This window comes from Pseudoxanthomonas kalamensis DSM 18571 (genome assembly GCF_010211745.1).
GTDB lineage: Bacteria > Pseudomonadota > Gammaproteobacteria > Xanthomonadales > Xanthomonadaceae > Pseudoxanthomonas_A > Pseudoxanthomonas_A kalamensis.
On record NZ_PDWQ01000002.1, the window covers coordinates 142,922 to 167,453 of the forward strand.

Consider the following 24,532-nt stretch of genomic DNA (forward strand, 5'->3'; position numbering starts at 1 on the left):
GCTCGCTTTGCGGATCAATGCCGCCACTGCAACCATACCAGCAGCAACAGCACGGCAATGCCGACGACCCAGCCCAGCAGTTCGATGTAGCGTCGGATCATCGGCTCGTAACGCGGCCCCAGCCAGGCCACCAGCCCGGCCACCAGGAAGAAACGGCCCCCGCGCCCGACCAGCGCACCCAGCGCGAACGGCAACAGCGGCATGCCGGCCGCACCGGAAGCCACGGTGAATACCTTGAACGGGATCGGGGTGAAGCCGGCGACGATGATGATCCAGAAGCCGTAGCGTTCGAACAGCCCCTGCACCTGGGCGAAAGTGTCGGCATAGCCGGCGCGCTGCAGCCACGGCATCACCGCTTCCAGCGCGTAATGGCCCAGCAGGTAACCGACCAACCCACCCAGTACCGAAGCGATGGTGCAGACGGCCGCCAACCGCGCCCAACGCTGCGGCTGCGCCAGACTCATCGGAATCAGCATCACGTCGGGAGGAATCGGGAAGAACGTCGCCTCGGCGGCGCTCATCCCTGCCAGGTAACGCGGCGCATGCCGATGCTTCGACCAGGCGATGCACCGGTCGTACAAGGGGCCGAACAGCTTCATCAGTCCAGGGTTCCCGACAGCAGGGGCACAAAGGTGACTGCAGCCAGGTGGTCTTCTTCCACGCTGCCGTCCTCGCGTCGGGTCAGCTTGAGCAGCGACTGCCCGCCGGACGCGCCGACCGGCGCGACCAGACTGCCGCCGACGGCAAGCTGATCGATCAGGCTGTCCACCAGCGCCGGTGCCGCGGCGGTAACGATGATGGCGTCGAACGGAGCTTCTTCCGGCCAGCCGATGCGGCCGTCGTCGTGCTTGCTGCGCACGTTCAGGCCCAACTGCCGGAACCGCTTGCGCGCCTGCCGCAGCAGGTCGCCGATCCGCTCGACCGTGTACACCTGCATCCCCAGCGCCGCCAGCACCGCCGCCTGGTAACCGGAACCGGTACCGATCTCCAGCACCTTCTTCGGCGCATCCTGCAGCAAGGCTTCGGTCATCCGCGCCACCACCCACGGCTGCGAGATGGTCTGGCCGTGGCCGATCGGCAAGGCGGTGTCCTCATAGGCGCGGGTGGCGAAAGCCTCATCGACGAACAGATGCCGCGGCACGGTGCGGATGGCGTTGAGCACCCGCTCGTCGCTGATCCCGGACTCGCGCAGGCGTTCGACCAGACGGTCGCGGACCCGTTGCGAAGTCATGCCCATGCCGACCGCCTCCGGTTGCAGACGCAAGCGCGGGGTCATGCGGAAACCTCGAGCGAAGCGCTCAACCCATCGACCCAGCTGGCAACCTTCTCCAGCGCCTGATAGCGGGTCAGGTCGACGTGGATCGGGGTGATCGAGATGTAGCCGGTGCGCACTGCGTGGAAGTCGGTGCCGGGGCCGGCATCCTGTTCCGGGCCGGCCGGGCCGATCCAGTACACCGTACCGCCACGCGGGTCCGGCTGCGGCAGGCAGGCCTCGGAACGGTGGCGATTGCCGAGCCGGGTCACTTCGAAGCCTTCCACCGCATCCCAGGACAGGTCGGGCACGTTGACGTTGAGGATGGTGTTGGCCGGCAGCGGATCGGATTTCAGCCGCTGGACGATTTCCACCGCGGCGCGCGCGGCGGTCTCCAGGTACTGTGGCTTGTGGTCAACGGTGACCAGCGACATTGCCACCGCCGGCAGGCCGAGGAAGCGCCCTTCCATTGCCGCCGACACGGTGCCGGAATAGATCACGTCGTCGCCCAGGTTGGAGGCGTTGTTGATCCCCGAGACCACGATGTCCGGCTCGTAATCGAGCATCCCGGTCAGGGCCAGGTGCACGCAATCGGTCGGCGTGCCGGCGACGCGCCAGGTCTGCGGATCGAGCTGCTTGACCCGGATCGGCAGATCCAGGGTCAGCGAATTACTGGCCCCGGAACGGTCGCGGTCGGGCGCCACCACCAGGACCTCGTGGCCGGCGGCGCGCAGACCCTCCGCCAGCGCCCGGATGCCGGGGGCATCCACGCCGTCGTCGTTGCTGACAAGAATGCGCATGGAACTCCTCTTCGTGCGGCGCACATGATACCGGATGCGCACGCTTCCGAGTCCCGCGCTTGCGCGGCGCGGACGCAGCGTCGACCATGTCGGCCATGTCCAGACGCGCCCCCGACGACGATGCGGACGACGCGGCATTGTTCCGGGAATCGATCGGCGAGGTCCGCCGGCTGCCCGAGTCGCCGCCGCCACCGCGCAAGGCTCCGCCGCGCCCGTCCCGGCGCATGGCCGAGCGCGACGAGAGCGAGGCGCTCAGCGAGTTCCGCCTGGCCCTGGAAGAGGATGCCCTGCAGGCGGGTGACACCCTTGCCTACCGCCGCGAAAACCTGCCGGCGACTGCATTCCGCCGGCTGCGTCGCGGCCAGTACGCCGTGCAGGACGAACTGGACCTGCACGGCTGCGACCTGCGCCGGGCCGAACAGTTGCTGCGCCGGTTCCTGCGCGAAGCGCATGCCGAGTCGCTGGGCTGCGTGCGCATCATCCACGGCAAGGGCCTGCAATCCGATGATGGACTGCCGCTACTGAAGAACCTGGTCGACCGCCAACTGCGCCAGCGCGCCGAAGTGCTGGCCTTCCACTCGGCGCCACCGGCACAGGGCGGAACCGGCGCGGTGCTGGTATTGCTCGCACAACGTCGGCCCTGACCGCCGCCAATCTGTTTCAATTGCTCTGCTTTTGGTCGGGCGGATTCACCCATTTCACGCGGACACCACGCTGCTTGGCGATGTGCTCCACTCTGGCAATATACAACTGATCAGCCGTCACCACCTGGCTGTTCTGCGATTGCCCTGCTGGATTCGCCTGCACGAGCTTGCTCCGGTCCGAGGCGCATGCGGACAACACCATAACCACGGATACAGAGACAAATACCGATAGCGTACGTTTCATGGTTCGCCCTCCGGTTGCATGCAGAACTGCATGCTTCAGTCACCCGGACACCCACGCCCGGGTGTATCTGCGGTTATAAACCCTCTGCATGAAAATGCCAGTGCCGGTAATCCCTTTCCGACAAGCGGACTAGTCAGCCGGAAGGCTCACAAATCCGGCCCAACTCGTGCAGCAAGGCCGTGGCATAACTGCCGGGCGGCAGGCCGAATTCCAGCTGTAACACCGCTTCTTCTGGCCACGCCCATTGCAGGCCGTCTACCCGCAAGCGCAACGCACGGCGCTCCTGTTTCAGGCCGGCCTGCTCCAGTCCCGCGCGCAAGCGGTGGGCCAGATCGTCGTCCAGCGCGTCGCGCTCCAGTCGCTCACAAGCATCGCGGCTGCGCAGTTCGCCTTCGCCCCACAGCGGTCCGGAAGGATGAATGTCGAATTCCGCCAGTCGGCGCGCCAGGTCGTCGTTCCACGGTTCCGGGCCGAACACGCTGCGGCTGCCGTCCAGCACCCAGACCTCGCCGTCCAGCGGGGTATCCCAGCAGTTCTGCGCGACACGCGCGGCCAGCACCCGGTTGAACAGTTCCGAACGCGCCGCCGACAGCAGCAGGCTGCGTTGCTCACGCCGCATCCGGCGCCCGTCGAACATCGCCAACGCCTGCGCGATGTTGCCGCCGCCACGACCGAAGCGCTGTTCGCCGTAGGCGTTCGGAATACCGCGCGCGGCGATCTGCGACAACCGCGCCTGGATGGCCTCGCGCTCACCGCTCACTTCGCGCAACACCAGCACGAAACGGTTGCCGGCCAGTGCGCCGCGCGGCAGTTTTCGGTTGTGCCAGCAGGACTCGAGGATTTTCAATCCTTCGACGTACAGGGAATCGAACTCCGGGGCGATCTTCTTCGGCAAATGCACGCTGAACCGCTGCCGCGTCACCGCGTTGCGATCCTTCAGGCCCGCATAGCCGATACCCATCTCGGGAATCTTCGCCCAGCGCGCAAGCTCCTTGGCAACGAAAGCGGTATTGAGGCCGCGCTTCTCGATGGTCAGCAGCAAGTGCTCGCCCTCGCCGGCCGGCTCGAAGGCCGGGACTTCCTCGACGAAGAAGTCTTCGGGAACACTGCGGATTTGCGCTGTGAGCACGGCGTCGCCGAATGCGCGCGGCGGCGGAACGGGGGCCTCATTCATGCACCGTCTCCACACAGCACCGCCCGATCACAAAACGTGTCCGGCACCGACATCAATCGCGAACCAGCAGCACCACCGCCTGCGCCGCGATGCCTTCGCCGCGGCCGGTGAAGCCGAGTTTCTCGCTGGTGGTCGCCTTGATGCTGATCTGGCCAGGATCGATGCCCAGGTCCCTGGCCAGAGTCTCGCGCATGGCCTGCGCGTGCGGCCCGATCTTCGGCCGTTCGCAGATCACGGTGACGTCGGCGTTGCCGATCCGCCAGCCTCCGCGCTTGCGGATCAGGCCGTTGCAGTGGCGCAGGAACGCGCGGCTGTCGGCATCCTTCCACTGCGGATCGGACGGCGGGAAATGTCGCCCGATGTCGCCCAGCGCCAGCGCGCCCAGCATGGCGTCGCACAAGGCATGGATAACCACGTCGCCGTCGCTGTGGGCCAGCACGCCGCGTTCGTGAGCTACCCGCACGCCGCCGAGCATCAGGTGGTCGCCTTCGCCGAAAGCATGGACATCGAAGCCCTGGCCGATGCGTATCCCGGTCTGTGTCATGAGCGTGAGAGCATGAATTCGAACCGGTCCAGATCGGCCGGCGTGGTGATCTTGAAATTGTCCTCGCTGCCTTCCACCAGCAGCGGCCGCTGGCCCAGGCGTTCCATCGCCATCGATTCGTCGGTGATTTCGACCTTCGCGGCCGCGGCGGCTTCCAGCGCGCGCGACAGCTGCAGCCGGTGGAACAGTTGCGGCGTCAACGCGCGCCACAACCCTTCGCGCGGCTCGGTGCCGTCGATGCCGCCATCCTCGCCGGCGCGCTTGAGCGTGTCGCGCACCGGCGCCGCCAGGATGCCGCCAACCGGATCGGCGCGGCCGCGCTCCAGCAATATCGACAAATCCGCAGCAGACAGGTTCGGGCGCGCCGCATCGTGCACCAGCACGAAATCGTCGGCGCGCACGTCGTCGGGCAAGGCGCGCAGGCCGGCCAGCACGGACTCGGCACGGGTCGCGCCGCCGGTACAGGTTCGTAGCGGTTTGCCGACCACGCTGTCCCAACCGGGCCAGTCGGCGTCATTGGCCGCAATGACGACCATCGCGCCGGCCACCGATGGATGCGACAGCAGCGCCGTCAACGTGTGCGCGATCACCGGTCGGCCGCCGGCCTGCAGATATTGCTTGGGCACCGTCCCGCCGAAGCGGGTGCCGCGGCCGGCCGCCGGCACCACCGCCCAGACGCCGGGCATCAGGGCTGCGCCTCGGTATCAGCGTCCGCGCGTTCGGCATCGGCCGGTGCCGGCTCTTCAACCACGCGGTAGAACGTTTCGCCGGGCTTGATCATGCCCAGTTCGCTGCGCGCGCGCTCCTCGACCGCATCGCCGCCGGATTTCAAGTCTTCCACTTCCGCGGCCAGCCGCGCGTTGCGGTCGCGCAGCCCATCGTTTTCCTGGCGCTGGCTGGCGACACGACTTTCCATCGCCACGACCTCGCCGGAGTTGGCGCGGCCGAACCAGAACTGGTACTGCAGATAGACGAACACCCCCAGCAGCAGGGCCAGCACCAGCAGCAGCCAGCGCATGCCGCGCATCGCTTACGGCTTCAGCGAAACGAAGGCGTCGCGGCCGGCGTAGCGCGCGCCCGCGCCCAACTGCTCCTCGATGCGCAGCAACTGGTTGTACTTGGCCACGCGGTCGCTGCGACACAGCGAGCCGGTCTTGATCTGGGTCGCCGTGGTCGCCACCGCGATGTCGGCGATGGTGGTGTCCTCGGTTTCGCCGGAGCGATGCGAGACGATGGCCCCGTAACCGGCGTGATGGGCCATGGCGATGGCCTCCAGCGTCTCGGTCAACGTACCGATCTGGTTGACCTTGATCAGGATCGCGTTGGCGGTGCCGGACTCGATGCCTTCCTTGAAGATGCGCGGATTGGTGACGAACAGGTCGTCGCCGACCAGCTGCACCTTGCTGCCGATGCGATCGGTCAGCGCCTTCCAGCCGGCCCAGTCGTCCTCGGCCATGCCATCCTCGATCGAGACAATCGGGTATTCAGCCGCCCATGCCGCCAGGAAATCGACGAACTGCTCGCTGGTCAGGCGCTTGTTCTCGCCAACCAGGTGGTACTTGCCGTTGTCGAAAAACTCGCTGGAGGCCACGTCCAGGCCCAGCAGCACGTCCTCGCCGGCGGTATAGCCGGCCTTGCCGATGGCTTCCAGGATGGTGTCCAGCGCCTCTACGTTGCTGCGGAAATCGGGGGCGAAGCCGCCCTCGTCGCCGACCGCCGTGCTCAGACCATGGCTCTTCAGCACCGACTTCAGCGAATGGAAGATTTCGGTGCCGGCGCGCAGCGACTCCGAGAACGAGGCGAAGCCGACCGGCAGCACCATGAACTCCTGGAAATCGACGTTGTTGTCGGCATGCGCGCCGCCGTTGATGATGTTCATCATCGGCACCGGCAGGCAGACGTCGGATTCGGCGGTGTCGGACAGGTGCTGCCACAACGGCTTGCCCTTGCTGGCGGCCACTGCGTGCGCATTGGCCAGCGACACTCCGAGCAGGGCGTTGGCGCCCAGCCGGCCCTTGTTCTCGGTGCCGTCGAGGTCGATCAGGCGCCGGTCCAGGCCTTCCTGATCGGCCGCATCGAAGCCCTTCAGCGCATCGGCAATGGCATCGTTGACGTTGGCCACCGCGGTACGCACGCCCTTGCCCAGATAGCGGGTCTTGTCGCCATCGCGCAGTTCCACCGCCTCCTTGGTCCCGGTGGACGCGCCGGACGGCACCGCGGCGCGACCGAAGCTGCCATCGGCCAGCGTGACCTCGGCTTCAAGGGTGGGGTTGCCGCGGGAGTCGAGGATTTCGCGGGCGTGGATCTTGGCGATGTTGGTCATCGGGTCGTCTATGGCTCGTGTCAAAGGGTGGATTCGAGAAAACCGTTCTTCTTGGTGATGGCATCCAGCGCCAGCAGGGTTTCCAGCAGCGCTTCCATCTTGTCCAGCGGCCAGGCGTTGGGGCCGTCGGACAGGGCCTTGGACGGGTCCGGATGGGTTTCCATGAACACGCCGGACACGCCCACCGCGACCGCCGCGCGCGCCAGCACCGGCACGAATTCGCGCTGGCCGCCGCTGGAGGTGCCCTGCCCGCCCGGCAGCTGCACCGAGTGGGTGGCGTCGAACACCACCGGGCAGCCGGTGTCGCGCATCACCGCCAGCGAGCGCATGTCACTGACCAGGTTGTTGTAGCCGAAGCTGGCGCCGCGCTCGCAGACCATGATCGCGTCGTTGCCGGTGGACTTGGCCTTCTCGACTACCGGCTTCATGTCCCACGGCGACAGGAATTGGCCCTTCTTGATGTTGACCGGCTTGCCGGCCGCACAGACGTTGCGGATGAAGTCGGTCTGCCGAACCAGAAAGGCCGGGGTCTGCAGCACGTCCACCACCGAAGCCACTTCGGCCATCGGCGTGTACTCGTGCACATCGGTCAGCACCGGCACGCCGATCTGCCGCTTGACCTCGGCCAGCACCTTCAGGCCTTCCTCCAGACCGGGGCCGCGGAAGCTGGTGCCCGAGGTGCGGTTGGCCTTGTCGAAGCTGGACTTGAAGATGAAATTGATTCCCAGCCTGCCGGTGATCTCCTTCAGCCGGCCGGCGGTGTCCAGCTGCAGCTGCATCGACTCGATCACGCAGGGACCGGCGATCAGGAACAGGGGGTGGCCGAGTCCGGCCTCGAATCCGCAGAGCTTCACGCGCGCACTTCCTTCAGCAGTTTGCCGCCGGCCCCGCTTTTGAACGACTTGCACTCGCGGGCGGCACGGATGAAGCCGACGAACAGCGGATGTCCGTCGCGCGGGGTCGACAGGAATTCCGGATGCGCCTGACAGGCCAGGAACCATGGATGCACCTGCCGCGGCAGTTCGATCATCTCCACCAGCAGGTCGTCGATCGACTTGGCCGAGATGACCAGGCCGGCGTCCTCCAGCTGGGTGCGATAGCGGTTGTTGAACTCGTAGCGGTGGCGGTGGCGTTCGGCGACCACGTCCTTGCCGTACAGTTCGCGTGCCAGCGTTCCCGGCTTCAACCGGGCTTCCTGCAGGCCCAGGCGCATGCTGCCGCCCAGGTCCGACTTCTCGTCGCGCTTCTCGATCTCGCCGGTCGCGGTGCGCCATTCGGTGACCAGCCCGATCACCGGATGCTCGCACTGCTTGTCGTTCTCGGTGCTGTTGGCGTCGGTCAGGTCGAGCACGTGACGGGCGTAATCGACCACCGCCGCCTGCATGCCGTAGCAGATGCCGAAGTACGGCACGCGGTTCTCGCGGGCGAACCGCGCCGTCAGCACCTTGCCTTCGAAACCGCGGTCGCCGAACCCGCCCGGCACCAGGATGCCGTCCACATCGCGCAGCGCCGCATCGCCCTGCTCCTCGATGTCCTGCGACTCCAGCCACTTCAGATTGACCCGGGTGTGCTGACGCAGGCCGCCGTGCTTGAGCGCCTCGCCGACCGACTTGTAGGCGTCCTTGTGGTCCACGTACTTGCCGACCACGGCGATGGTGACCTCGTCCAGCGGATGCAGGGTGGCGTCGACCGCCGCTTCCCACTCTGACAGGTCGGCCGGGCCGGATACCGGCAACCGCAAGCGGTCGACCACGAAATCGTCCAGCCCCTGCTTGTGCAGGCCGGTCGGGATCTTGTACAGCACGTCCACGTCCGGGACGCTGATCACCGCGCGCTCGCTGACGTTGGTGAACAGGGCGATCTTGCGCCGCTCGCCGTCCGGAATCTCCTGTTCCGACCGGCACAGCAGCACGTCCGGCTGGATGCCGATCGAACGCAATTCCTTGACCGAATGCTGGGTCGGCTTGGTCTTCAGCTCACCGGCTGCGGCGATGAACGGCACCAGGGTCAGGTGCATGAACACGGCCTTGTCCGGGCCACGCTCGGTGCGGATCTGGCGGATCGCCTCGAGGAACGGCAGCGACTCGATGTCGCCGACCGTGCCGCCGATCTCGACCAGGGCCACATCGAAGCCTGCGGTGGCCTCGTCGATGCAGCGCTTGATCTCGTCGGTGATGTGCGGGATGACCTGCACGGTCGCGCCCAGGTAGTCGCCGCGGCGCTCCTTGCGGATCACGTTCTCGTAGATGCGGCCGGTGGTGACCGAATTCCTGCGGCTGAGCCGTGTGCGCACGAAGCGCTCGTAGTGGCCCAGGTCGAGGTCGGTTTCGGCGCCGTCGTCGGTGACGTAGACCTCGCCGTGCTGGAACGGGCTCATGGTGCCCGGATCGACGTTGATGTACGGATCCAGCTTCATCATCGTGACCTTCAGGCCACGGGCCTCGAGGATAGCCGCCAGCGAGGCGGCGGCGATTCCCTTGCCGAGCGAGGACACGACGCCGCCAGTGACGAATACCAGCGGAGTGATGGGGCCAGGGGATGTCATGGCGCGGGCTTCCCGGAAAGCCATAGTCTAGCGGCAGCGGCCCCGGTCTCCAAACCGCGCCGCCGGCCCCGGAAACGCGCACGCCCCGACCAGCGGGGCGTGCGGGAAACCACTAGAAGACCAGCCGCTCAGGGCTTGTCCTTCTCCTCTTCCTCTTCCTTGCCGGCGCGGACGGACTCGTCCTTGGACTTGGCGCGCTGCGCGGCCAGCTCCTGGTTGGCGGCGCGGCGGTCGGCCTTCTTCTGCGCCTGACTGCGGTCGTCCTGGGCGCTTCGCGCCTTGTCGTCGGTGCCCTTCTTGTCGGCCGACTGGGCAAAAGCGGCCGTCGCCGTGGCGAAGCCAAGCACCGTCAAGGCCAGCAAGGCCGGTTTCAGGAACGATTTGCGCTGGGTCATGGGAGTTCTCCCTGCGTGTGAATGCGCGGACCTTAGCGCAGCCCGGCCGACCGCCCCCTGAACGTGCAAAAAAGCGGTTCAGGCCGCACACTTTCCCGATTGTTCAGCAATACGGATGCACTGGCAGTCCATGAGTTCCCGCTACAACGCCGCCGACATCGAAGTCCTCTCCGGCCTGGACCCGGTCAAGCGCCGGCCCGGCATGTACACCGACACCACCCGCCCCAACCACCTGGCGCAGGAGGTGGTCGACAACGCCGTGGACGAGGCGCTGGCCGGCCATGCCCGCGAAATCGCCATCACGATCTACAAGGACGGCAGTTGCGAGGTGTCCGACGACGGCCGCGGCATGCCGGTGGACATCCACCCGGAGGAGAAGATCCCCGGCGTGGAGCTGATCCTCACCCGCCTGCATGCCGGCGGCAAGTTCAGCAACAAGAACTACACCTTTTCCGGCGGCCTGCACGGGGTCGGCGTCAGCGTGGTCAACGCGCTGTCGAAGCGGGTCGAGGTGCACATAAAACGCGACGGCAGCGAGCATCGCATCAGCTTCCGCGACGGCGACCGCGACACCCCGCTGGAAACGGTCGGCAGCGTCGGCAAGAAGAACACCGGGACCCGCGTGCGCTTCTGGCCCGACCCGAAGTATTTCGATTCGCCGAAGTTCAGCCTACGCGCGTTGAAGCACCTGCTGCGCGCCAAGGCCGTGCTGTGCCCAGGCCTGACCGTCAGCCTGTACGACGAGGCCAGCGGCGAGCGCGAGCAGTGGCATTACGAGGACGGCCTGCGCGACTACCTGAAAGGCGCGCTGGCCGGCCAGGAACTGCTGCCGCCGGAACTGTTCGTCGGCCAGCTGGACAAGGACACCGAAGTGGTCGACTGGGCGGTGGCCTGGGTGCCGGAAGGCGAACTGGTGCAGGAAAGCTACGTCAACCTGATTCCGACCGCCCAGCACGGCACCCACGTCAACGGCCTGCGCACCGGTTTCACCGAGGCGCTGCGCGAGTTCTGCGATTTCCGCAACCTGCTGCCGCGCGGGGTCAAGCTGGCGCCGGAAGACGTGTGGGACCGGGTCGCCTTCGTGCTGTCGCTGAAGATGACCGACCCGCAGTTCAGCGGCCAGACCAAGGAGCGACTGTCCTCGCGCCAGGCCGCCGGTTTCGTCGAAGCCGCGGCCAAGGACGCCTTCTCGTTGTGGCTGAACCAGCACACCGATCTCGGCGAGAAGATCGCCCAGCTCGCCATCGAACGCGCCAGCGCGCGGCTGAAGACCGAAAAGCAGATTGTGCGCAAGAAGGTCACCCAGGGGCCCGCCCTGCCCGGCAAGCTGGCCGACTGCATCAGTCAGGACCTGTCGCGCACCGAACTGTTTCTGGTCGAAGGCGATTCGGCCGGCGGCAGCGCCAAGCAGGCGCGGGACAAGGATTTCCAGGCCATCCTGCCGCTGCGCGGCAAGATCCTGAACACCTGGGAAGTCGCCTCCGGCGGCGTGCTGGCCTCGCAGGAAGTGCACGACCTGGCCGTGGCCATCGGCTGCGATCCCGGCAAGGACGATATCTCCGGCCTGCGCTACGGCAAGGTGGTGATCCTGGCCGACGCCGACTCCGACGGCCTGCACATCGCCACCCTGCTCAGCGCGCTGTTCCTTCGCCACTTCCCGGCACTGGTCCGCGCCGGCCATATCTTCGTGGCGATGCCGCCGCTGTTCCGCGTCGATGTCGGCAAGCAGGTGTTCTACGCGCTGGACGAAGAGGAAAAGCGCCTGCTGCTGGAGAAGATCGAACGCGAGAAGATCAAGGGCCAGGTGCACGTGACCCGCTTCAAGGGGCTGGGCGAGATGAATCCGTCGCAGCTGCGCGAATCGACCATCCACCCCGATACCCGCCGACTGGTGCAGCTGACCATCGACGACGATCTGGAAACCCGCTCGCTGATGGACATGCTGCTGGCGAAGAAGCGCGCCGGTGATCGGAAGCTGTGGCTGGAAACCAAGGGCGATCTGGCCACGCTGGAAGTCTGACCCGGCCATTCATCCACATCAGCCGTGGCGACGGCATCATTGCCATGATGGCGGATGGATACGCGCAGCGCGGCTGGAGCAGAAGGGCGATCTGGCAACACTGAGAAGCGTGAAAAGTATTGAGGAAAGGTTGTACCGTCCTCGTCGAACATCGCAATCCAAGGCAATGGCGCAGATGCACATAATGCAGAGCTACGCCATTCCATACATCAATGCCTCAAGGCCAATTAATCACATTCCAATAGGGAAGGCCAAGCGCAAACATCATAAGCAATATTGCCAGCACAACCGTGATCCTACAGATTCTTCTCAACCGTTCTGGCACAAACCTAAGTGAATAGACGGCATAGCCCGCTAATACAAATTGCCCAAAGAGCAACATGATGATCTGAATCACTGCCCCCACCTATCTGTTCCAGAGCACGGCTTAGTGCAATTTTCTGCTCTTGCGGCAGCATTGATGCAGATTGCTAGCTTGGACTTCCTCATAATCAACTTCTCCTTGTCAAAACTCCCCTGTTTCGGCCTTTTAGCGCTCACTCCGACTACCGTCAATCACGCGCGGTCAGACTCGCCTGCAAGCGTCCAGGCCAACATCAAAGCTTGTTCCTGCCATATCAAAAACGCTCCGGCGCGTAGGGCTTCGGGTCAATTGCCGGTGCTGTGCCGGTGATCAGGTCGGCCATCAGCTGACCGGTGGCCGCGCTCATGCTGACGCCGAGCATGCCGTGGCCGGCGGCGATCCACAGCCGGCGATGACGTGGCGCGCGACCCAGCAGCGGCATGTCGTCGCTGCTCATCGGCCGCCAGCCGTACCAGCGCTCTTCCACCGTTTCGCCGACCGGCTCGTGCAGGTATTCGCGCGCCGCCGTTTCCAGCGCAGCCAGCCGGGTCGGGTTCAGCGTGGTGTCGTAACCGGAGAATTCCATCGTGCTGCCCAGGCGGAAGCCGCTGTCCCAGGCGCTGACGCAGACCGAGCGATCCTTCAGCGTGATCGGATGGCTGGGCACCCGCCGCGGGCGCGAATAGGTGATCGAGTAGCCCTTGCCAGGCTGGATCGGCAGGCGCATGCCCAGCCACTGCCCGAATTGCGGCGACCACGCGCCCATCGCGACCACCGCCTCGCGGCCGCGGCGCTGACCCGATGCGGTGTGCGCCGACACCCCGGCATCGTCGGCCTGCAGCGACTGCACCGCGCAGTCTTCCTCGATGACGCCGCCGCGTTCGCGCACCAGCCGCGCCAACTCGCTGGCGTAGCGGTCCGGGCGCAGGCGCGCATCGCCGGGGAAGCGGATCGCGCCTGCCAGTCCGTCCTTCAGTGCCGGTTCGGCGCGCAGGTAGTCGGCGCCCTCGATGAAGCGGCTGTCGATGCCGAACTCGCGGATCGCCTCGCAATCGGCCATGTGCCGCTCGAAGTTCTCGCGGCTGCGGAACACGTAGTCCATGCCTTCCTGCACGAATTCGCACTGCATGCCGTAGCGGTCGATCCATTCGGCCATGCGCTGGCGCGAATCGTTCAGCAGCGCCGCCCGCCCCCAGGTGCTGGCGCGCCAGTCGCGGCGGTTGCAGCGCGAGGCGAAACTCAACAACCAACGCCATAGCGCCGGGTCCAGCCGCGGCTTGATGTACAGCGGCGCGCCGGGAGTGAACATCCAACGCAGTGCCTGGGTGATCTGCCCGGGCGCGGCCAGCGGTGGCGCGTGGCTGGGGGTGATGGTGCCGCAGTTGCCGTGCGAGGCGCCGCGGCCGGTCTTGCCGGCTTCCAGGATGCGCACGCCGCGGCCGGATTCGAGCAGGGCCAATGCCGTGGCCAGCCCGATCACGCCGCCGCCGAGGATCAGGACATCGTCTTGGGGGGAGTTCATCGCTGCAAGTGTACGGTCAGGCCGCCACCGTCTGCCGCATCGGCTGCGGCTTCAGATAGGTCAGCGAGCGCCAGACCCATTCCGCCGGACCGAAACGGAAGCGCGCCAGCCAGGCGCGGCTCAACAGCACCTGCGCGCAGAACAGGGCCAGCGCGAACGGCACCTGCCAAGCGCGCGGCAACTGTTCGAAGTAGCCCAGTCCATACCCGTAAAACACCCAGGTACAGACCAGCGACTGCAGCAGGTAGTTGCTCAGGGCCATGCGCCCAGCCGGCGCCAACCAGGCCAGCAAGCGCCGACCGCGCGGCGACTGCAGGCCGCGCAGGAGCCAGGCCAGGTAGGCCAGGCACAGCAGCAAGCCCGCCAGCATGGCCAGGCTGTAGGCGAAACCGCTGCGCAGGTCGAAGCGCAGCACCGACATGTCCGGCTGCAACGCGATCGACAGTCCCATCGCCGCCAGTCCCGCCGGCAGCGCGATCCAGCGCAATGCGGCGTACAGGCGCGGGAACCGTTGCGGCTGCACGATCGCGCCCGAATGCACGAACCACGCCCCCAGCAGGAACATGCCGAACACCTGCGGCCCGACCATGGTCAGGTTGGTCAGCGCCAGGCCCAGGTCCTGCAGGCGCTGGCGGACCGCTTCCAGCCAGCTGCCGTTGCCGAACGCCTGCCGTTGCGCCTCGATCAGCGACGCCATCATCTTCTGCTGCTCGGACATCATCTCGTTCCAGCCGCTGGCCGCCTGCGGGTCCAGCTGCATCAGCGAACCGACCGCACCGATCATCAGCATCAACGCCGACGGCGCGGCATAGGCCAGCAGCGCCAGCACCACCAGCCAGCCGCCGCGCAACGGACGGAATGCCAGCAGGAAGAACGACAACAGCGCATACGCCACCAGGATGTCGCCGGACCAGACCAGTACCGCGTGCAGCAGGCCGATTCCCAGCAAAACCAGGCCGCGCCGCCAGTACACCCCGGCAAAATCGCGACCGGCAGTTTCGGCCCGCTGCGACATCACCGCGAAGCCCATGCCGAACAGCAGCGAGAACAGGGTGTAGAACTTGCCCTGCACCAGCAGGTAGATCAGGCCGTCGGCCCAGCGATCGAGCCCGCCCAACGCCGGATCAATGCCACCGCCCGCCGACCAGGTCGGGCCGACAAAGCCTTCCATGTTCATCAGCAGGATACCGAGCAGGGCGAAACCCCGGACTACGTCCAGCGACTGCAAGCGCTCGCCCGGCGCCACCGGCGCCAGCGCTGCATCCACCGGCATCGGCGGAACGGTATTCAGTGGTGGTGGCCGCCTTCGCCGTGCACGTGGCCGTGTTCGAGTTCTTCCGCGCTGGCCTCGCGCACCTCGACGATCTCGACGTCGAAGTGCAGGTCCTTGCCGGCCATCGGATGGTTCAGGTCCACGTCGACCACGCTCATGCCGACCTTGGCGATGGTCACCGCGCGCGGGCCGAAGTTGGTCTGCAGCACCACCTGCTCGCCCGGTACCAGGCGCTGGTTGCCGAAGTGCTTCTTCGGCACCCGCTGGGTCATGCCTTCGCGACGCTCGCCGTAGGCCTCGGCCGCACCGACGTCGGCGCCGAAGCTGTCGCCGGCCTCGTGCTCCATCATCGCGGTCTCCAGCCCCGGGATGATGTTGCCGTGACCGATCAGGATCGCCAGCGGCTCGCGGTCCTTCGAGGTTTCGATCGGCGCCTGGCCGACTTCGGACACGGTGTAATGGAAACGGACGACGCTGTCTTTTGCGATCTTCATTCTGGACTCGGTGGCTTCGTGCAGGCCGACGCCAATGGGCGGCGGCTTGTCGATCGGGAGGGATGCGCCCAAGATGGACGCATGAGGGCCACGCATTATCCCGGCTTGCCCGGACGCATTCCAGCCGCCCTGCGGCACGCTCCGCGCATTGCCATCCTGCTGTTCGGCACCCTGCTGGTGCTCGCCGGCTGCGGCAGCGACAAGCCGGTGGTCAGATCGCCGCCGCCCGGCAGCGCTTGGCCGGTGGTGTCGGCGAAGGACCCGGCGGCCGCCAATTCGGTGCTGATGCGCGCCCTGGGACTGGTCGGCACGCCGTATCGCTGGGGCGGCAACACACCCGAATCCGGCTTCGATTGCAGCGGTCTGGTCACCTATGTCTACCGCGACATGCTCGACCTGCGCCTGCCGCGCACCTCGCGCGACCTGGCCCAGGTGCAGGGGCCGAAGATTTCGCCCGGCAAGCTGGCGCCGGCCGACCTGGTGTTCTTCGGCAGCCGCGGCAATGTCACCCATGTCGGCATCTATGTCGGCGAAGGCCGCTTCGTCCATGCGCCCAGCAGCGGCGGCACGGTCCGTCTGGACCATCTGGACGGCGCCTATTGGCGCGACCACTACAGCGGGGCCAGGCGGGTCCTGCACTGATCGTCATGTCCGGATATGCGATACGAATCACGGGCATACATTCCTTATTTAACTTATTTTTAACTTTTATCTGGCCGCCAAACGGCATGATTTCCGTCCAGCCCGTCTTCCCTGACCCTTCGTGCCGACCGACGACCTGACCCCACCAGGCCAGCCAGCCGCCCGACGTTTCCTGATCGCCTCCGGGCTGCTGCTTGCCATGGTCAGCGCGAACGGCATGGCCCAGAGCCTGCCGGCCACGGAAGAAGCCGAGGCGAGCGCCGATGCCCTGCTGCCGGTCGAGACCACTTCGGCAGAACAGACCGACCCCGGAACTCCTGTCGCCGATGCGCCGACAACTGATACCGATGCCGGTGAAGCGGTCGCCGTCGTCGAAGCACCGCCTGTCAAGCCCGTTGCCGTTGCTGCGACCGAACATGCTCCGGCAGCAGCAACACCGGCACCTGCGGCCGCCAAACCGGCCAGCGACGGATTCCTGGCCAAAGCCAACGACGCTGCCAACGCTACCCTGACCCTGCTGTTGCCGCGGCTGGCAGCCAATGATGCGCTGCCGCTGCTGGACCGCTCGGCGATGCTGGCCAACGACCTGAACCGGTTGCTGGCCGATCACAGCCTGGACAAGATCAAGCAGATCGGCACGCTCGACGAGGCCGGGGTCGACGGCAAGGTGCAGACCCTGCTGAAGCGTGCGCTGACCCTGCTCGGCACGCCGTACCGCTGGGGCGGCACCTCGCCGGATACCGGCTTCGACTGCAGCGGCCTGGTCGGCTACGTGTTCCGCACCGCGCTCGGCATCGAGCTGCCGCGCGTGTCCCGCGACATGGCCGCCAAGCAGGATGCGCAGCTGATCCGCGACATCGGCGAACTGGAGCAGGGCGATCTGGTGTTCTTCAGCCGCCGCGGCAAGCGCGTCGATCATGTCGGCATCTATCTGGGCGAAGGCCGCTTCGTGCACGCCCCGCGTACCGGCAAGGACGTGATGGTTTCGCAGCTGGACAGCGGCTACTGGAGCAAGCACTTCATGCAGGCGCGCCGGGTCGCGCTGTAGCCGCACCGGCTCCGCTTCGGCAGCACACCGAGATCGACCGCCGCACGGCGGTCTTTTCATGCCTGCATCGGTCACCGCCACCCGGCGGCAATCGCCCGCTGCGCCCTGCTGTCACTGGGCGGACATGGATCGGCGCATAATGCTCTTTCCCCCTTCCGCTTCCCCCCTGATCGCGATGCTCCGTTCTTCGTTCAGCCTTGCCACCGCCGCCCTGTTGCTGGGCGCCTGCAGCACCACGCCCTCGCAACCCGGATCCGGCAATCCGGCCACCGTCGTCGATGTCCCCGCCGTCAGCCACCCGGATGGCGAAACCCCTGCCTGGTGGTACCGCAGTGGCGCGGCGCAGGCCGCGGCCAACGGCGCGATGCAGGGCAAGGCGAAGAACGTGATCCTGTTCCTCGGCGACGGCATGAGCCTGACCACGGTCGCCGCCGCACGTATCCTCGACGGCCAGCGCAAGGGGCGGCCGGGCGAGGAGAACCGGCTGTCGTGGGAAACCTTCCCGGCCACCGCGCTCAGCAAGACCTACAACACCAATTCGCAGACCCCCGATTCGGCCGGCACCATGACTGCCATCACCACCGGGGTGAAGACCCACATGGGCGCCATCGGCGTCTCCGCCGGCAGCCGCCTGGATTGCGCCGACAGCCTGGGCAAGCAATTGCTGAGCTGGCTGGAGCTGGCCGACAGCGCCGGCCTGGCCACCGGTGTGGTCAGCACCGCGCGCCTGACCCACGCCACCCCGGCGGCGACCTATGCGCATTCGCCGGAGCGCAACTGGGAGGCCGATGTCGACCTGCCGCCGGAAGCGGTCGAACAGGGCTGCCGCGACATCGCCCAGCAGTTGATGACACCGCACTTCGGCAAGGGTCCGACCGTGGCCCTTGGCGGCGGACGCGGCGAGTTCATGACCGTCGCCGAAAACGATCCCGAGTACGGCGACAAGGTCGGCCTGCGCCTGGACGGCCGCGACCTGGTCGCCGAATGGCGGCAGACGCACCCGGATGGCACCTATGTCTGGAACCGCCAGCAGTTCGAGGCCGCAAAGGACGCACCGGCGCTGCTGGGCCTGTTCGAATACGACCACATGCAGTACGAACACGACCGCCCGCAGGACATCGGCGGCGAACCGAGCCTGGCCGAGATGACCCGCGCGTCGATCCGCACCCTGTCGCGGAACGCCAATGGTTACGTGCTGATGGTCGAAGGCGCGCGCATCGACCATGCCAACCACGCCGGCAACGCCTTCCGCGCGCTGACCGACACCATTGCCCTGTCCGAAGCGGTACAGGCCGCGGCCGACGCCACCTCGGCCGAAGACACGCTGATCATCGTCACCGCCGACCACTCGCATACGCTGGGCTTCGTCGGCTATCCGCAACGCGGCAACCCGATTCTGGGCAAGGTGCGCGGCGCCAGCGGCGAAGGCGCCAATACCGGCGACTACGCCCGCGACGGCATGGGCCTGCCCTACACCACCCTGAACTACATGAACGGCCCCGGTTATGCCGGTGCCAGCAACCGCCAGCCGGAAGGCCCGAAGCACTTCTACCACACGCCTGCCGAGTTCTCTCCCGCCAGCGGCCGGCCCGACCTGACCGACGTCGATACCGAAAATCCGGACTACCTGCAGGAAGCGCTGTTCCCCGCCAAGTCCGAGACCCACGGCGGCGACGATGTCGGCATCTGGGCTCGCGGCCCCGGCAGCCAGGCCGTGCGCGGCACGGTCGAGGAAAACGCCATCTACCACTTCATCGTCCAGGCCACGCCGAAACTGCGTGAACGCCTGTGCGCGGCCGGCACCTGCAACCGCGACGGCGTACCGGTGGAATTGCCGAAGCCGCAGGATTTCCAGCAGGCTCCCTGACCCGACCACAGCACAAGGAGGTTCACATGCTCGCCTACGTCACCCTCGGCACCCGCGACCTGGCCCGCGCGGCCGCGTTCTACGACCAGGTCCTCGCCGTCATCGGCGGCAAGCGGATGATGGAAGAGCCGGATTACTTCATCGCCTGGGCCAACAGCGAACACGGCGCCGGTCTCGGCATCACCTACCCCTTCGACAAGCAGCCGGCCAGCGTCGGCAACGGCACCATGGCCGCCCTGCAAGCCGAAAGCCGCGAGCTGGTGGATCAGTTGCACGCCAAGGCACTCGAACTCGGCGGCAGCGACGAAGGCGCGCCCGGGCAACGCTACCCCGGCTTCTACGCCGCCTACTTCCGCGACCTGGACGGCAACAAGCTCAACGTCTGCTACATGGGCGAATGAGCGCGGCGCGCACGGCTGCGTCGGTTGGCCGAGCTGGATTCAGAACGGCTTGGCCACCACCAGATACACCACACCGAGCAACAGCAGCAGCGGCACTTCGTTGAACCAGCGCAGTGCCTTCGACGAAGGCAGCGTCTTGCCCTTGGCTTGCCCCTTCAGCCAGCGTCCGCCGACGACGTAGTGGATGAGGATCAGCGCGACCAGCGCCAGCTTGGCGTGCATCCAGCCCGAACCTGCCACCACCATGGTCGGAAACGTCGGCCACAGCCGGTAGCCCAGCCACAGCAGCAGGCCCAGCACGAAGGCCAGGCCGAACATGATGTGGCCGAAGCTGTACAGCCGCCGCCCCATCAGCGCCAGTCGCGACTGCACGTCCGCTTGTCCTTGCGTTTCGGCCAGGTTGACCAGGATCCGCGGCAGGTAGAACACCGCCGCCATCCACGCGATGACGAAGATCACGTGCAAGGTCTTGACCCACAGATAGGCGTGCATGCGCTGGACTCCCGCGGCCGTGCCGCGCGTGCTGGACGAAGGCGGGTATTGTAGACGCCCTTCGCAGCACCTCAGGATCCGCACGCATGAGCAAGCAGTACGACCGCGCCTACTTCGACAAGTGGTATCGCCGCGAAGGCATCGGCGGCCGCCAGCGGCTGGCGCGCAAGGTCGCGATGGCGGTGGCGGTGGCCGAATACCATCTGGAGCGGCCGATCCGCAGCGTGCTGGACATCGGCTGCGGCGAAGGCGCCTGGCGCGCGCCGCTGCTCAAGCTCCGGCCCAACTGCAGTTACCTGGGTTTCGACAGCAGCGAATACGCGATCGGCCGCTACGGTCGCCGGCGCAACCTGCATCCGGCGCGTTTTGCCGACTTCGCCGAATTGCGCCCCTGTGCGCCGGTCGACCTGCTGGTCTGCAGCGACGTCCTGCATTACCTGCCGGCACGCGAGATCGCTCGCGGCCTGCCCGGTCTGGCCGAACTGTGCGCCGGCGTGGCTTTTCTGGAATGTTTTGCACGCGAGGACGAGACGCTCGGCGACGATGTCGGCTACATCGCCCGCCCCGCCCGCTGGTACCGTCGGCATTTCGCCGAAGCCGGCTTCCAGCAGGCCGGATCGCACTGCTGGCTGTCGCCGACGCTGGCTGAACAGGCAGCTGCGCTGGAGCTGGCCCCCTGTTCATGATGCGACGTGCCTCCGTCACCGAATTGAGGTATGCTGCATCGCAGCAAAAAGGAGTTGAACCGCATGCTGCTCTATCAATGGCATGAACTCGGCCGCCATTGGATGTCGCCCTGGATCCAGCTGGCCGACGCCAACGCCAAGATCTTCTCCAACCCCAACAGCTGGCTGTCGCGGCTGCCGGGGGCCGAACGCGTGTCGGCCTACAACGAGCTGGTCTACCGGCTGGGCAAGGACTACGAGAAGCCCGAGTGGAGCATCCACCAGGTCGATAAGGACGACGCCTCGATCCCGGTGGTCGAGCAGGAAATCATCCGCAAGCCGTTCTGCCGTCTGCTGCGCTTCAAGCGCTACACCGACGACGCCGGCAGCATCGCCACGCTGAAGGAAGAACCCTCGGTGCTGGTGGTCGCGCCGTTGTCCGGCCACCACGCCACCCTGCTCCGCGACACCGTGCGCACCCTGCTGCGCGACCACAAGGTCTACGTGACCGACTGGGTCGACGCGCGCATGGTGCCGATGTCCGAAGGCGAGTTCAGCCTGGACGACTACATCGCCTACGTCGAGGAATTCATCCGCCACATCGGCGCCGACAAACTGCACGTGATCAGCGTGTGCCAGCCGACCGTACCGGTGCTGGCCGCGGTATCGCTGATGGCCGGCCGCGGCGAGAAGACCCCGCGCTCGCTGGTCATGATGGGCGGCCCGATCGACGCCCGCCACAGCCCCACCGAGGTCAACGGCCTGGCCACACGCAAGCCGCTGTCGTGGTTCGAGAACAACGTCATCCACACCGTGCCGGAAACCTATCCGGGCCACGGCCGCAAGGTCTATCCCGGCTTCCTGCAGCATGCCGGCTTCATCGCCATGAATCCCAGCCGCCACTTCATGTCGCACTGGGATTTCTATTCCGACCTGGTCAAGGGCGACCAGCAGGATGCCCAATCGCATCGCCAGTTCTACGACGAGTACAACGCCGTGCTGGACATGCCAGCGCCGTACTACCTGCAGACCATCCGCACCGTGTTCCAGGAGTTCCTGCTGCCGCGCGGCAAGTGGAAGGTCAAGGGCGAACTGGTCAATCCCGCCGCGATCCGCAATACCGCGCTGATGAGCATCGAAGGCGAACTGGACGACATTTCCGGCCTCGGCCAGACCGCCGCCGCGCACGCGATGTGCAGCGGCATCCCCAAGACCCGCCACCGCACCCTGGTGGTGGAAGGCGCCGGACACTACGGCATCTTCAGCGGCCGTCGCTGGCGCGAGAAAGTCTATCCGCAGGTGCGCGACTTCATCGCCAAGTACGCTTGAGCGCAAACGAGGAACGAGTGGAGAGAAACGAGTGGAGAGGAACGAGGAGTGAGTGAAAGGCAGAGGCTGCTGCGCCGTTGACTTCACTCGTTTCTCACTCCTCTCCACTCGTTCCTCGCTCCTCTCGCTCCCTTCACACCACCGGATTGCGCACCAGCAGGTGCTTGGCCAGCCAGCCGTGGAACATGCCGACCGCCCGCGCCAGGTGCAGGGTGCCGAACAGCAGCAGGATCCCGGTCGCCGAAACCGCCGGCAGCAGCCACGGCGCATCCGAAGCCATGTTCCAGCTGCCGAATTCCATTTCGTAGGAATACGGGAACAGCAAGCTCAACGGCGCCAGCGCCAACCCCAGCGACGTGCTAAGCAACGACACCGCGACGGTGAAGTACGCGGTTCCCAGCGGCAGCATCAGCAGGAAATACAGCATTGCAGTCCAGGTGCGGCCGTCGGTGAACAGCTCGCCCAGCCGCGTCATCCACGGCTTGTCCCGCTGCGTATACAGCGGACGCCGCGGCATGCGTTCGCCCAGCAGGACCTCAACGATGCGCCCTTCCACCAGCGACAGCAGACGCACCGACATCAGGAACAGCAGCAGCAGCGGGATGCCGATGATCAGGATCAGCAGCCCGGCCGACAGGCTGGCGCCGGTCACCACCCAGGTGAAATAGAAGGTTCCGGTGGCCAGGGCCAGCAGCATGTAGAACAGCGCGCCATAGGTGCGCGGGTCGGCGATCACGCCGAAGAAGCGGCCTGGCAGCGAAGTCCGCGGCGGCGGCGGCGGCGGCCGCAACGCGCGCGTCACCTTGACCTCGGTATCGCGGTAGATCTCGGCGACCTCTTCGGGCGCGCCATAACTGCCGGCCACCGAGGCGATCACCTCGGCCTCGGACTTTCCGGCCTGCTCGGCCAGTTCCGCGCGCAGATATTCCTCGGCGTCGTACAGGGCATCCTGGATCATCGCCGGGTCGGCGCCTTTCAGCGCCGCGCGCAGCTGTTCCAGGTATTCGGGAATGGACGTCGGCAAGGCGGTGGTGGTTTCACTGGTGCTCATTGCAATGCCCCCTTCAGGACGGTATCGACGGAATCGCGGGTCGCGCCCCAGGCGGCGGCCCACTGTTGCAGGGCCTGCCGGCCCGGTCCGGTGATGCGGTAATAGCGGCGCGGCGGCCCAGCGTCCGACGGCTCGATGAAACTCTCCAGCAACCCGGCCGCTTCCAGGTTCCGCAGCACCGGGTACAGCGCGCTCTGCTTGCCGCTCAGCACACCATCGAGCCGCTCCATGCGCTTGGCGATCAGATACCCGTACAGCGGTTCGCCAGCCTGCGCCAGCACCGCCAGCAGGGCCAGCGACACCGTGCCGGTACTCAGTTCCTTCTGGAACTTCTTCAGCGACCCATCCACTTCGTTCATTGGCCCTGCTCCCACCCGGGTTGGCTAGGTTGAAGGGAATACTACTAATTACTTCAGTATAGTGATTGTGCCATTAGTCATCGCCTGTCGGGTTTGCCGGCCATGGCCGCTGCGGCCAGAATCGGGGACCACATTCGCTCGCCACCGGAACCGCATATGCGCCTGCGCACCACCTCGCTCGCCTTTTGTCTGGCTCTTGCCACCGCCGCGCCGGTCCTTGCCGACGACGCGCCGGTCTACCGCAGCGCGCAGGAGATCGTCGACGCGGCGCCGGATACCGACTGGCGCGACCTCGACCCGGCCAACACCCTGTACATGGAGTTGCCGGGCGGCCGGGTGATCATCGAGCTGGCGCCGGAGTTCGCCCCGGAGCACGCCGGCAACATCCGCACCCTGGCCCACGAACATTTCTGGGACGGCACCAGCATCTATCGCTCGCAGGACAACTTCGTAGTCCAGTTCGGCGATCCGGACGGCGAAGACCCGGCCACGGCCAAGTCCCTCGGTAGTGCGAAAACCCATCTGCCGGCCGAATTCGAGCGCGCCAGCGACAGACTGCACTTCGACGCGCTACCCGACGTCGATGGCTGGGCATCGCAGGTCGGCTTTGCCGACGGCTTCCCCGCCGGCCGCGACCCGCAGGCCGGCAAGGCCTGGCTGGCGCATTGCTACGGCGCGCTCGGCGCCGGCCGCAACCTTGACGCCGACAGCAGCCTGGGCGCCGAACTGTACGTGGTCACCGGACAGTCGCCGCGTCAACTGGATCGCAACATCACCCTGGTCGGCCGGGTGGTGAAGGGCATGGAACTGCTCAGCGTGATCCCGCGCGGCCCCGAGCCGATGGGTTTCTACGAGAACGCCGAAGAACGCACGCCCATTGTGTCGATCCGCCTGGCCAGCGACGTGCCGGCGGCCGAACGCACGCCGCTGCAACTGCTGCGCACCGACACCCGGAGCTTCCACGACGCCACCGAGGCCCGGCGCAATCGCCGCGACGCCTTCTACAAGCGCCCCTCCGGACACATCGACCTGTGCAACGTTCCGCTGCCGGTACGGGTAACGCCCGCACGCCACTGATCCCACACTCACATCCCGACCTGGAGAA

Annotated in this window: 27 protein-coding genes; 9 read left to right on the forward strand and 18 right to left on the reverse strand. The window is 66.5% G+C overall.

The window, feature by feature from the left end; all coding sequences use genetic code 11:
- Positions 1-14: 14 nt before the first annotated feature.
- Genes CSC70_RS04675 through surE form a run of 3 tightly spaced genes read right to left on the reverse strand, consistent with a single transcriptional unit; the run spans position 15 to position 2,052 of the window.
- Entirely contained in the window at positions 15-599 is a 585-nt protein-coding gene (locus CSC70_RS04675; RefSeq protein WP_162455502.1) for a YqaA family protein, read from the reverse strand.
- Positions 599-1,276, reverse strand: coding sequence for a protein-L-isoaspartate(D-aspartate) O-methyltransferase (locus CSC70_RS04680; RefSeq protein ID WP_162455503.1), 678 nt, complete (start codon positions 1,274-1,276; stop codon positions 599-601). Before CSC70_RS04680 ends, CSC70_RS04675 begins: the two co-directional genes overlap by 1 nt.
- On the reverse strand, positions 1,273-2,052 hold the full coding sequence (gene surE, locus CSC70_RS04685) for a 5'/3'-nucleotidase SurE (protein WP_162455504.1): 780 nt from the start codon (positions 2,050-2,052) through the stop codon (positions 1,273-1,275). Before surE ends, CSC70_RS04680 begins: the two co-directional genes overlap by 4 nt.
- Positions 2,053-2,147: 95 nt before the next feature.
- On the opposite strand from surE, the gene CSC70_RS04690 reads away from it, so the two are divergent.
- Complete coding sequence (locus tag CSC70_RS04690) at positions 2,148-2,696, forward strand: Smr/MutS family protein (protein ID WP_162455505.1); 549 nt, start codon at positions 2,148-2,150, stop codon at positions 2,694-2,696.
- Between the two features lie 16 nt (positions 2,697-2,712).
- Here the strand turns inward: CSC70_RS04690 and CSC70_RS04695 are convergent, their stop codons facing one another.
- The 9 genes from CSC70_RS04695 to CSC70_RS04735 all read right to left on the reverse strand — a co-directional run bounded on the left by CSC70_RS04695 (position 2,713) and on the right by CSC70_RS04735 (position 9,921).
- The gene (locus tag CSC70_RS04695; RefSeq protein ID WP_162455506.1) at positions 2,713-2,940 is read right to left on the reverse strand and encodes a hypothetical protein; all 228 of its coding nucleotides are present in this window, start codon (positions 2,938-2,940) and stop codon (positions 2,713-2,715) included.
- 133 nt (positions 2,941-3,073) lie between these two features.
- Positions 3,074-4,114 (reverse strand): tRNA pseudouridine(13) synthase TruD, encoded by a 1,041-nt coding sequence (gene truD, locus CSC70_RS04700; protein WP_162455507.1) that lies wholly within the window; start codon positions 4,112-4,114, stop codon positions 3,074-3,076.
- Between the two features lie 52 nt (positions 4,115-4,166).
- On the reverse strand, positions 4,167-4,658 hold the full coding sequence (gene ispF, locus CSC70_RS04705; protein WP_162455508.1) for a 2-C-methyl-D-erythritol 2,4-cyclodiphosphate synthase: 492 nt from the start codon (positions 4,656-4,658) through the stop codon (positions 4,167-4,169).
- Positions 4,655-5,344, reverse strand: coding sequence for a 2-C-methyl-D-erythritol 4-phosphate cytidylyltransferase (ispD, locus tag CSC70_RS04710; protein WP_162455509.1), 690 nt, complete (start codon positions 5,342-5,344; stop codon positions 4,655-4,657). The genes ispF and ispD overlap by 4 nt, the downstream gene beginning before the upstream one ends.
- A complete protein-coding gene (gene ftsB, locus CSC70_RS04715) occupies positions 5,344-5,685 on the reverse strand; it encodes a cell division protein FtsB (protein ID WP_162455510.1) in 342 nt (113 codons plus the stop codon). Before ftsB ends, ispD begins: the two co-directional genes overlap by 1 nt.
- 3 nt (positions 5,686-5,688) lie before the next feature.
- On the reverse strand, positions 5,689-6,981 hold the full coding sequence (gene eno, locus CSC70_RS04720; RefSeq protein WP_162455511.1) for a phosphopyruvate hydratase: 1,293 nt from the start codon (positions 6,979-6,981) through the stop codon (positions 5,689-5,691).
- A 20-nt stretch (positions 6,982-7,001) separates the two neighbouring features.
- Positions 7,002-7,835: a 3-deoxy-8-phosphooctulonate synthase gene (gene kdsA / locus CSC70_RS04725; protein WP_162455512.1), complete on the reverse strand. Its 834-nt coding sequence runs from the start codon at positions 7,833-7,835 to the stop codon at positions 7,002-7,004.
- Positions 7,832-9,508 (reverse strand): CTP synthase, encoded by a 1,677-nt coding sequence (pyrG, locus tag CSC70_RS04730; RefSeq protein ID WP_162455826.1) that lies wholly within the window; start codon positions 9,506-9,508, stop codon positions 7,832-7,834. Before pyrG ends, kdsA begins: the two co-directional genes overlap by 4 nt.
- Positions 9,509-9,654: 146 nt before the next feature.
- On the reverse strand, positions 9,655-9,921 hold the full coding sequence (locus CSC70_RS04735; protein WP_162455513.1) for a hypothetical protein: 267 nt from the start codon (positions 9,919-9,921) through the stop codon (positions 9,655-9,657).
- Positions 9,922-10,051: 130 nt separating this feature from the next.
- On the opposite strand from CSC70_RS04735, the gene parE reads away from it, so the two are divergent.
- On the forward strand, positions 10,052-11,941 hold the full coding sequence (gene parE / locus CSC70_RS04740) for a DNA topoisomerase IV subunit B (protein WP_162455514.1): 1,890 nt from the start codon (positions 10,052-10,054) through the stop codon (positions 11,939-11,941).
- A 617-nt stretch (positions 11,942-12,558) separates the two neighbouring features.
- On the opposite strand, the gene CSC70_RS04745 is transcribed toward parE, so the two are convergent.
- From CSC70_RS04745 to CSC70_RS04755, 3 genes are read right to left on the reverse strand one after another with little or no spacing between them, the layout of a single operon-like run.
- Positions 12,559-13,806 carry an NAD(P)/FAD-dependent oxidoreductase gene (locus CSC70_RS04745; protein ID WP_162455515.1) on the reverse strand — a complete coding sequence of 416 codons (1,248 nt, stop codon included), beginning with the start codon at positions 13,804-13,806 and terminating at the stop codon, positions 12,559-12,561.
- Between the two features lie 16 nt (positions 13,807-13,822).
- Positions 13,823-15,079 (reverse strand): DUF418 domain-containing protein, encoded by a 1,257-nt coding sequence (locus tag CSC70_RS04750; RefSeq protein ID WP_162455516.1) that lies wholly within the window; start codon positions 15,077-15,079, stop codon positions 13,823-13,825.
- A gap of 14 nt (positions 15,080-15,093) precedes the next feature.
- Entirely contained in the window at positions 15,094-15,573 is a 480-nt protein-coding gene (locus tag CSC70_RS04755) for an FKBP-type peptidyl-prolyl cis-trans isomerase (protein ID WP_162455517.1), read from the reverse strand.
- 81 nt (positions 15,574-15,654) lie between these two features.
- Here CSC70_RS04755 and CSC70_RS04760 point away from each other — a divergent pair, with 81 nt between their 5' ends.
- From CSC70_RS04760 to CSC70_RS04775, 4 genes are all read left to right on the forward strand, one after another.
- On the forward strand, positions 15,655-16,215 hold the full coding sequence (locus CSC70_RS04760; RefSeq protein WP_162455518.1) for a C40 family peptidase: 561 nt from the start codon (positions 15,655-15,657) through the stop codon (positions 16,213-16,215).
- Between the two features lie 121 nt (positions 16,216-16,336).
- On the forward strand, positions 16,337-17,263 hold the full coding sequence (locus CSC70_RS04765) for a C40 family peptidase (protein ID WP_246189325.1): 927 nt from the start codon (positions 16,337-16,339) through the stop codon (positions 17,261-17,263).
- Positions 17,264-17,438: 175 nt separating this feature from the next.
- Complete coding sequence (locus tag CSC70_RS04770; protein WP_162455519.1) at positions 17,439-19,130, forward strand: alkaline phosphatase; 1,692 nt, start codon at positions 17,439-17,441, stop codon at positions 19,128-19,130.
- Between the two features lie 26 nt (positions 19,131-19,156).
- Positions 19,157-19,531, forward strand: coding sequence for a VOC family protein (locus CSC70_RS04775; protein ID WP_162455520.1), 375 nt, complete (start codon positions 19,157-19,159; stop codon positions 19,529-19,531).
- A gap of 39 nt (positions 19,532-19,570) precedes the next feature.
- Here the strand turns inward: CSC70_RS04775 and CSC70_RS04780 are convergent, their stop codons facing one another.
- On the reverse strand, positions 19,571-20,023 hold the full coding sequence (locus CSC70_RS04780) for a CopD family protein (protein ID WP_162455521.1): 453 nt from the start codon (positions 20,021-20,023) through the stop codon (positions 19,571-19,573).
- Positions 20,024-20,109: 86 nt separating this feature from the next.
- Between CSC70_RS04780 and CSC70_RS04785 the strand changes: the two genes are divergently transcribed.
- Both CSC70_RS04785 and CSC70_RS04790 read left to right on the forward strand, forming a co-directional pair.
- Positions 20,110-20,709, forward strand: a complete 600-nt coding sequence (locus CSC70_RS04785; RefSeq protein WP_162455522.1) for a class I SAM-dependent DNA methyltransferase — start codon at positions 20,110-20,112, stop codon at positions 20,707-20,709.
- 30 nt (positions 20,710-20,739) lie between these two features.
- Positions 20,740-22,017: a polyhydroxyalkanoate depolymerase gene (locus CSC70_RS04790; protein ID WP_425501516.1), complete on the forward strand. Its 1,278-nt coding sequence runs from the start codon at positions 20,740-20,742 to the stop codon at positions 22,015-22,017.
- 133 nt (positions 22,018-22,150) lie between these two features.
- Here CSC70_RS04790 and CSC70_RS04795 read toward each other — a convergent pair whose 3' ends face one another.
- The gene (locus CSC70_RS04795) at positions 22,151-23,068 is read right to left on the reverse strand and encodes a sensor domain-containing protein (protein WP_162455523.1); all 918 of its coding nucleotides are present in this window, start codon (positions 23,066-23,068) and stop codon (positions 22,151-22,153) included.
- The gene (locus CSC70_RS04800; protein WP_162455524.1) at positions 23,065-23,427 is read right to left on the reverse strand and encodes a PadR family transcriptional regulator; all 363 of its coding nucleotides are present in this window, start codon (positions 23,425-23,427) and stop codon (positions 23,065-23,067) included. The genes CSC70_RS04795 and CSC70_RS04800 overlap by 4 nt, the downstream gene beginning before the upstream one ends.
- 156 nt (positions 23,428-23,583) lie before the next feature.
- On the opposite strand from CSC70_RS04800, the gene CSC70_RS04805 reads away from it, so the two are divergent.
- Positions 23,584-24,504, forward strand: coding sequence for a peptidylprolyl isomerase (locus CSC70_RS04805; RefSeq protein ID WP_162455525.1), 921 nt, complete (start codon positions 23,584-23,586; stop codon positions 24,502-24,504).
- Positions 24,505-24,532: the final 28 nt, after the last annotated feature.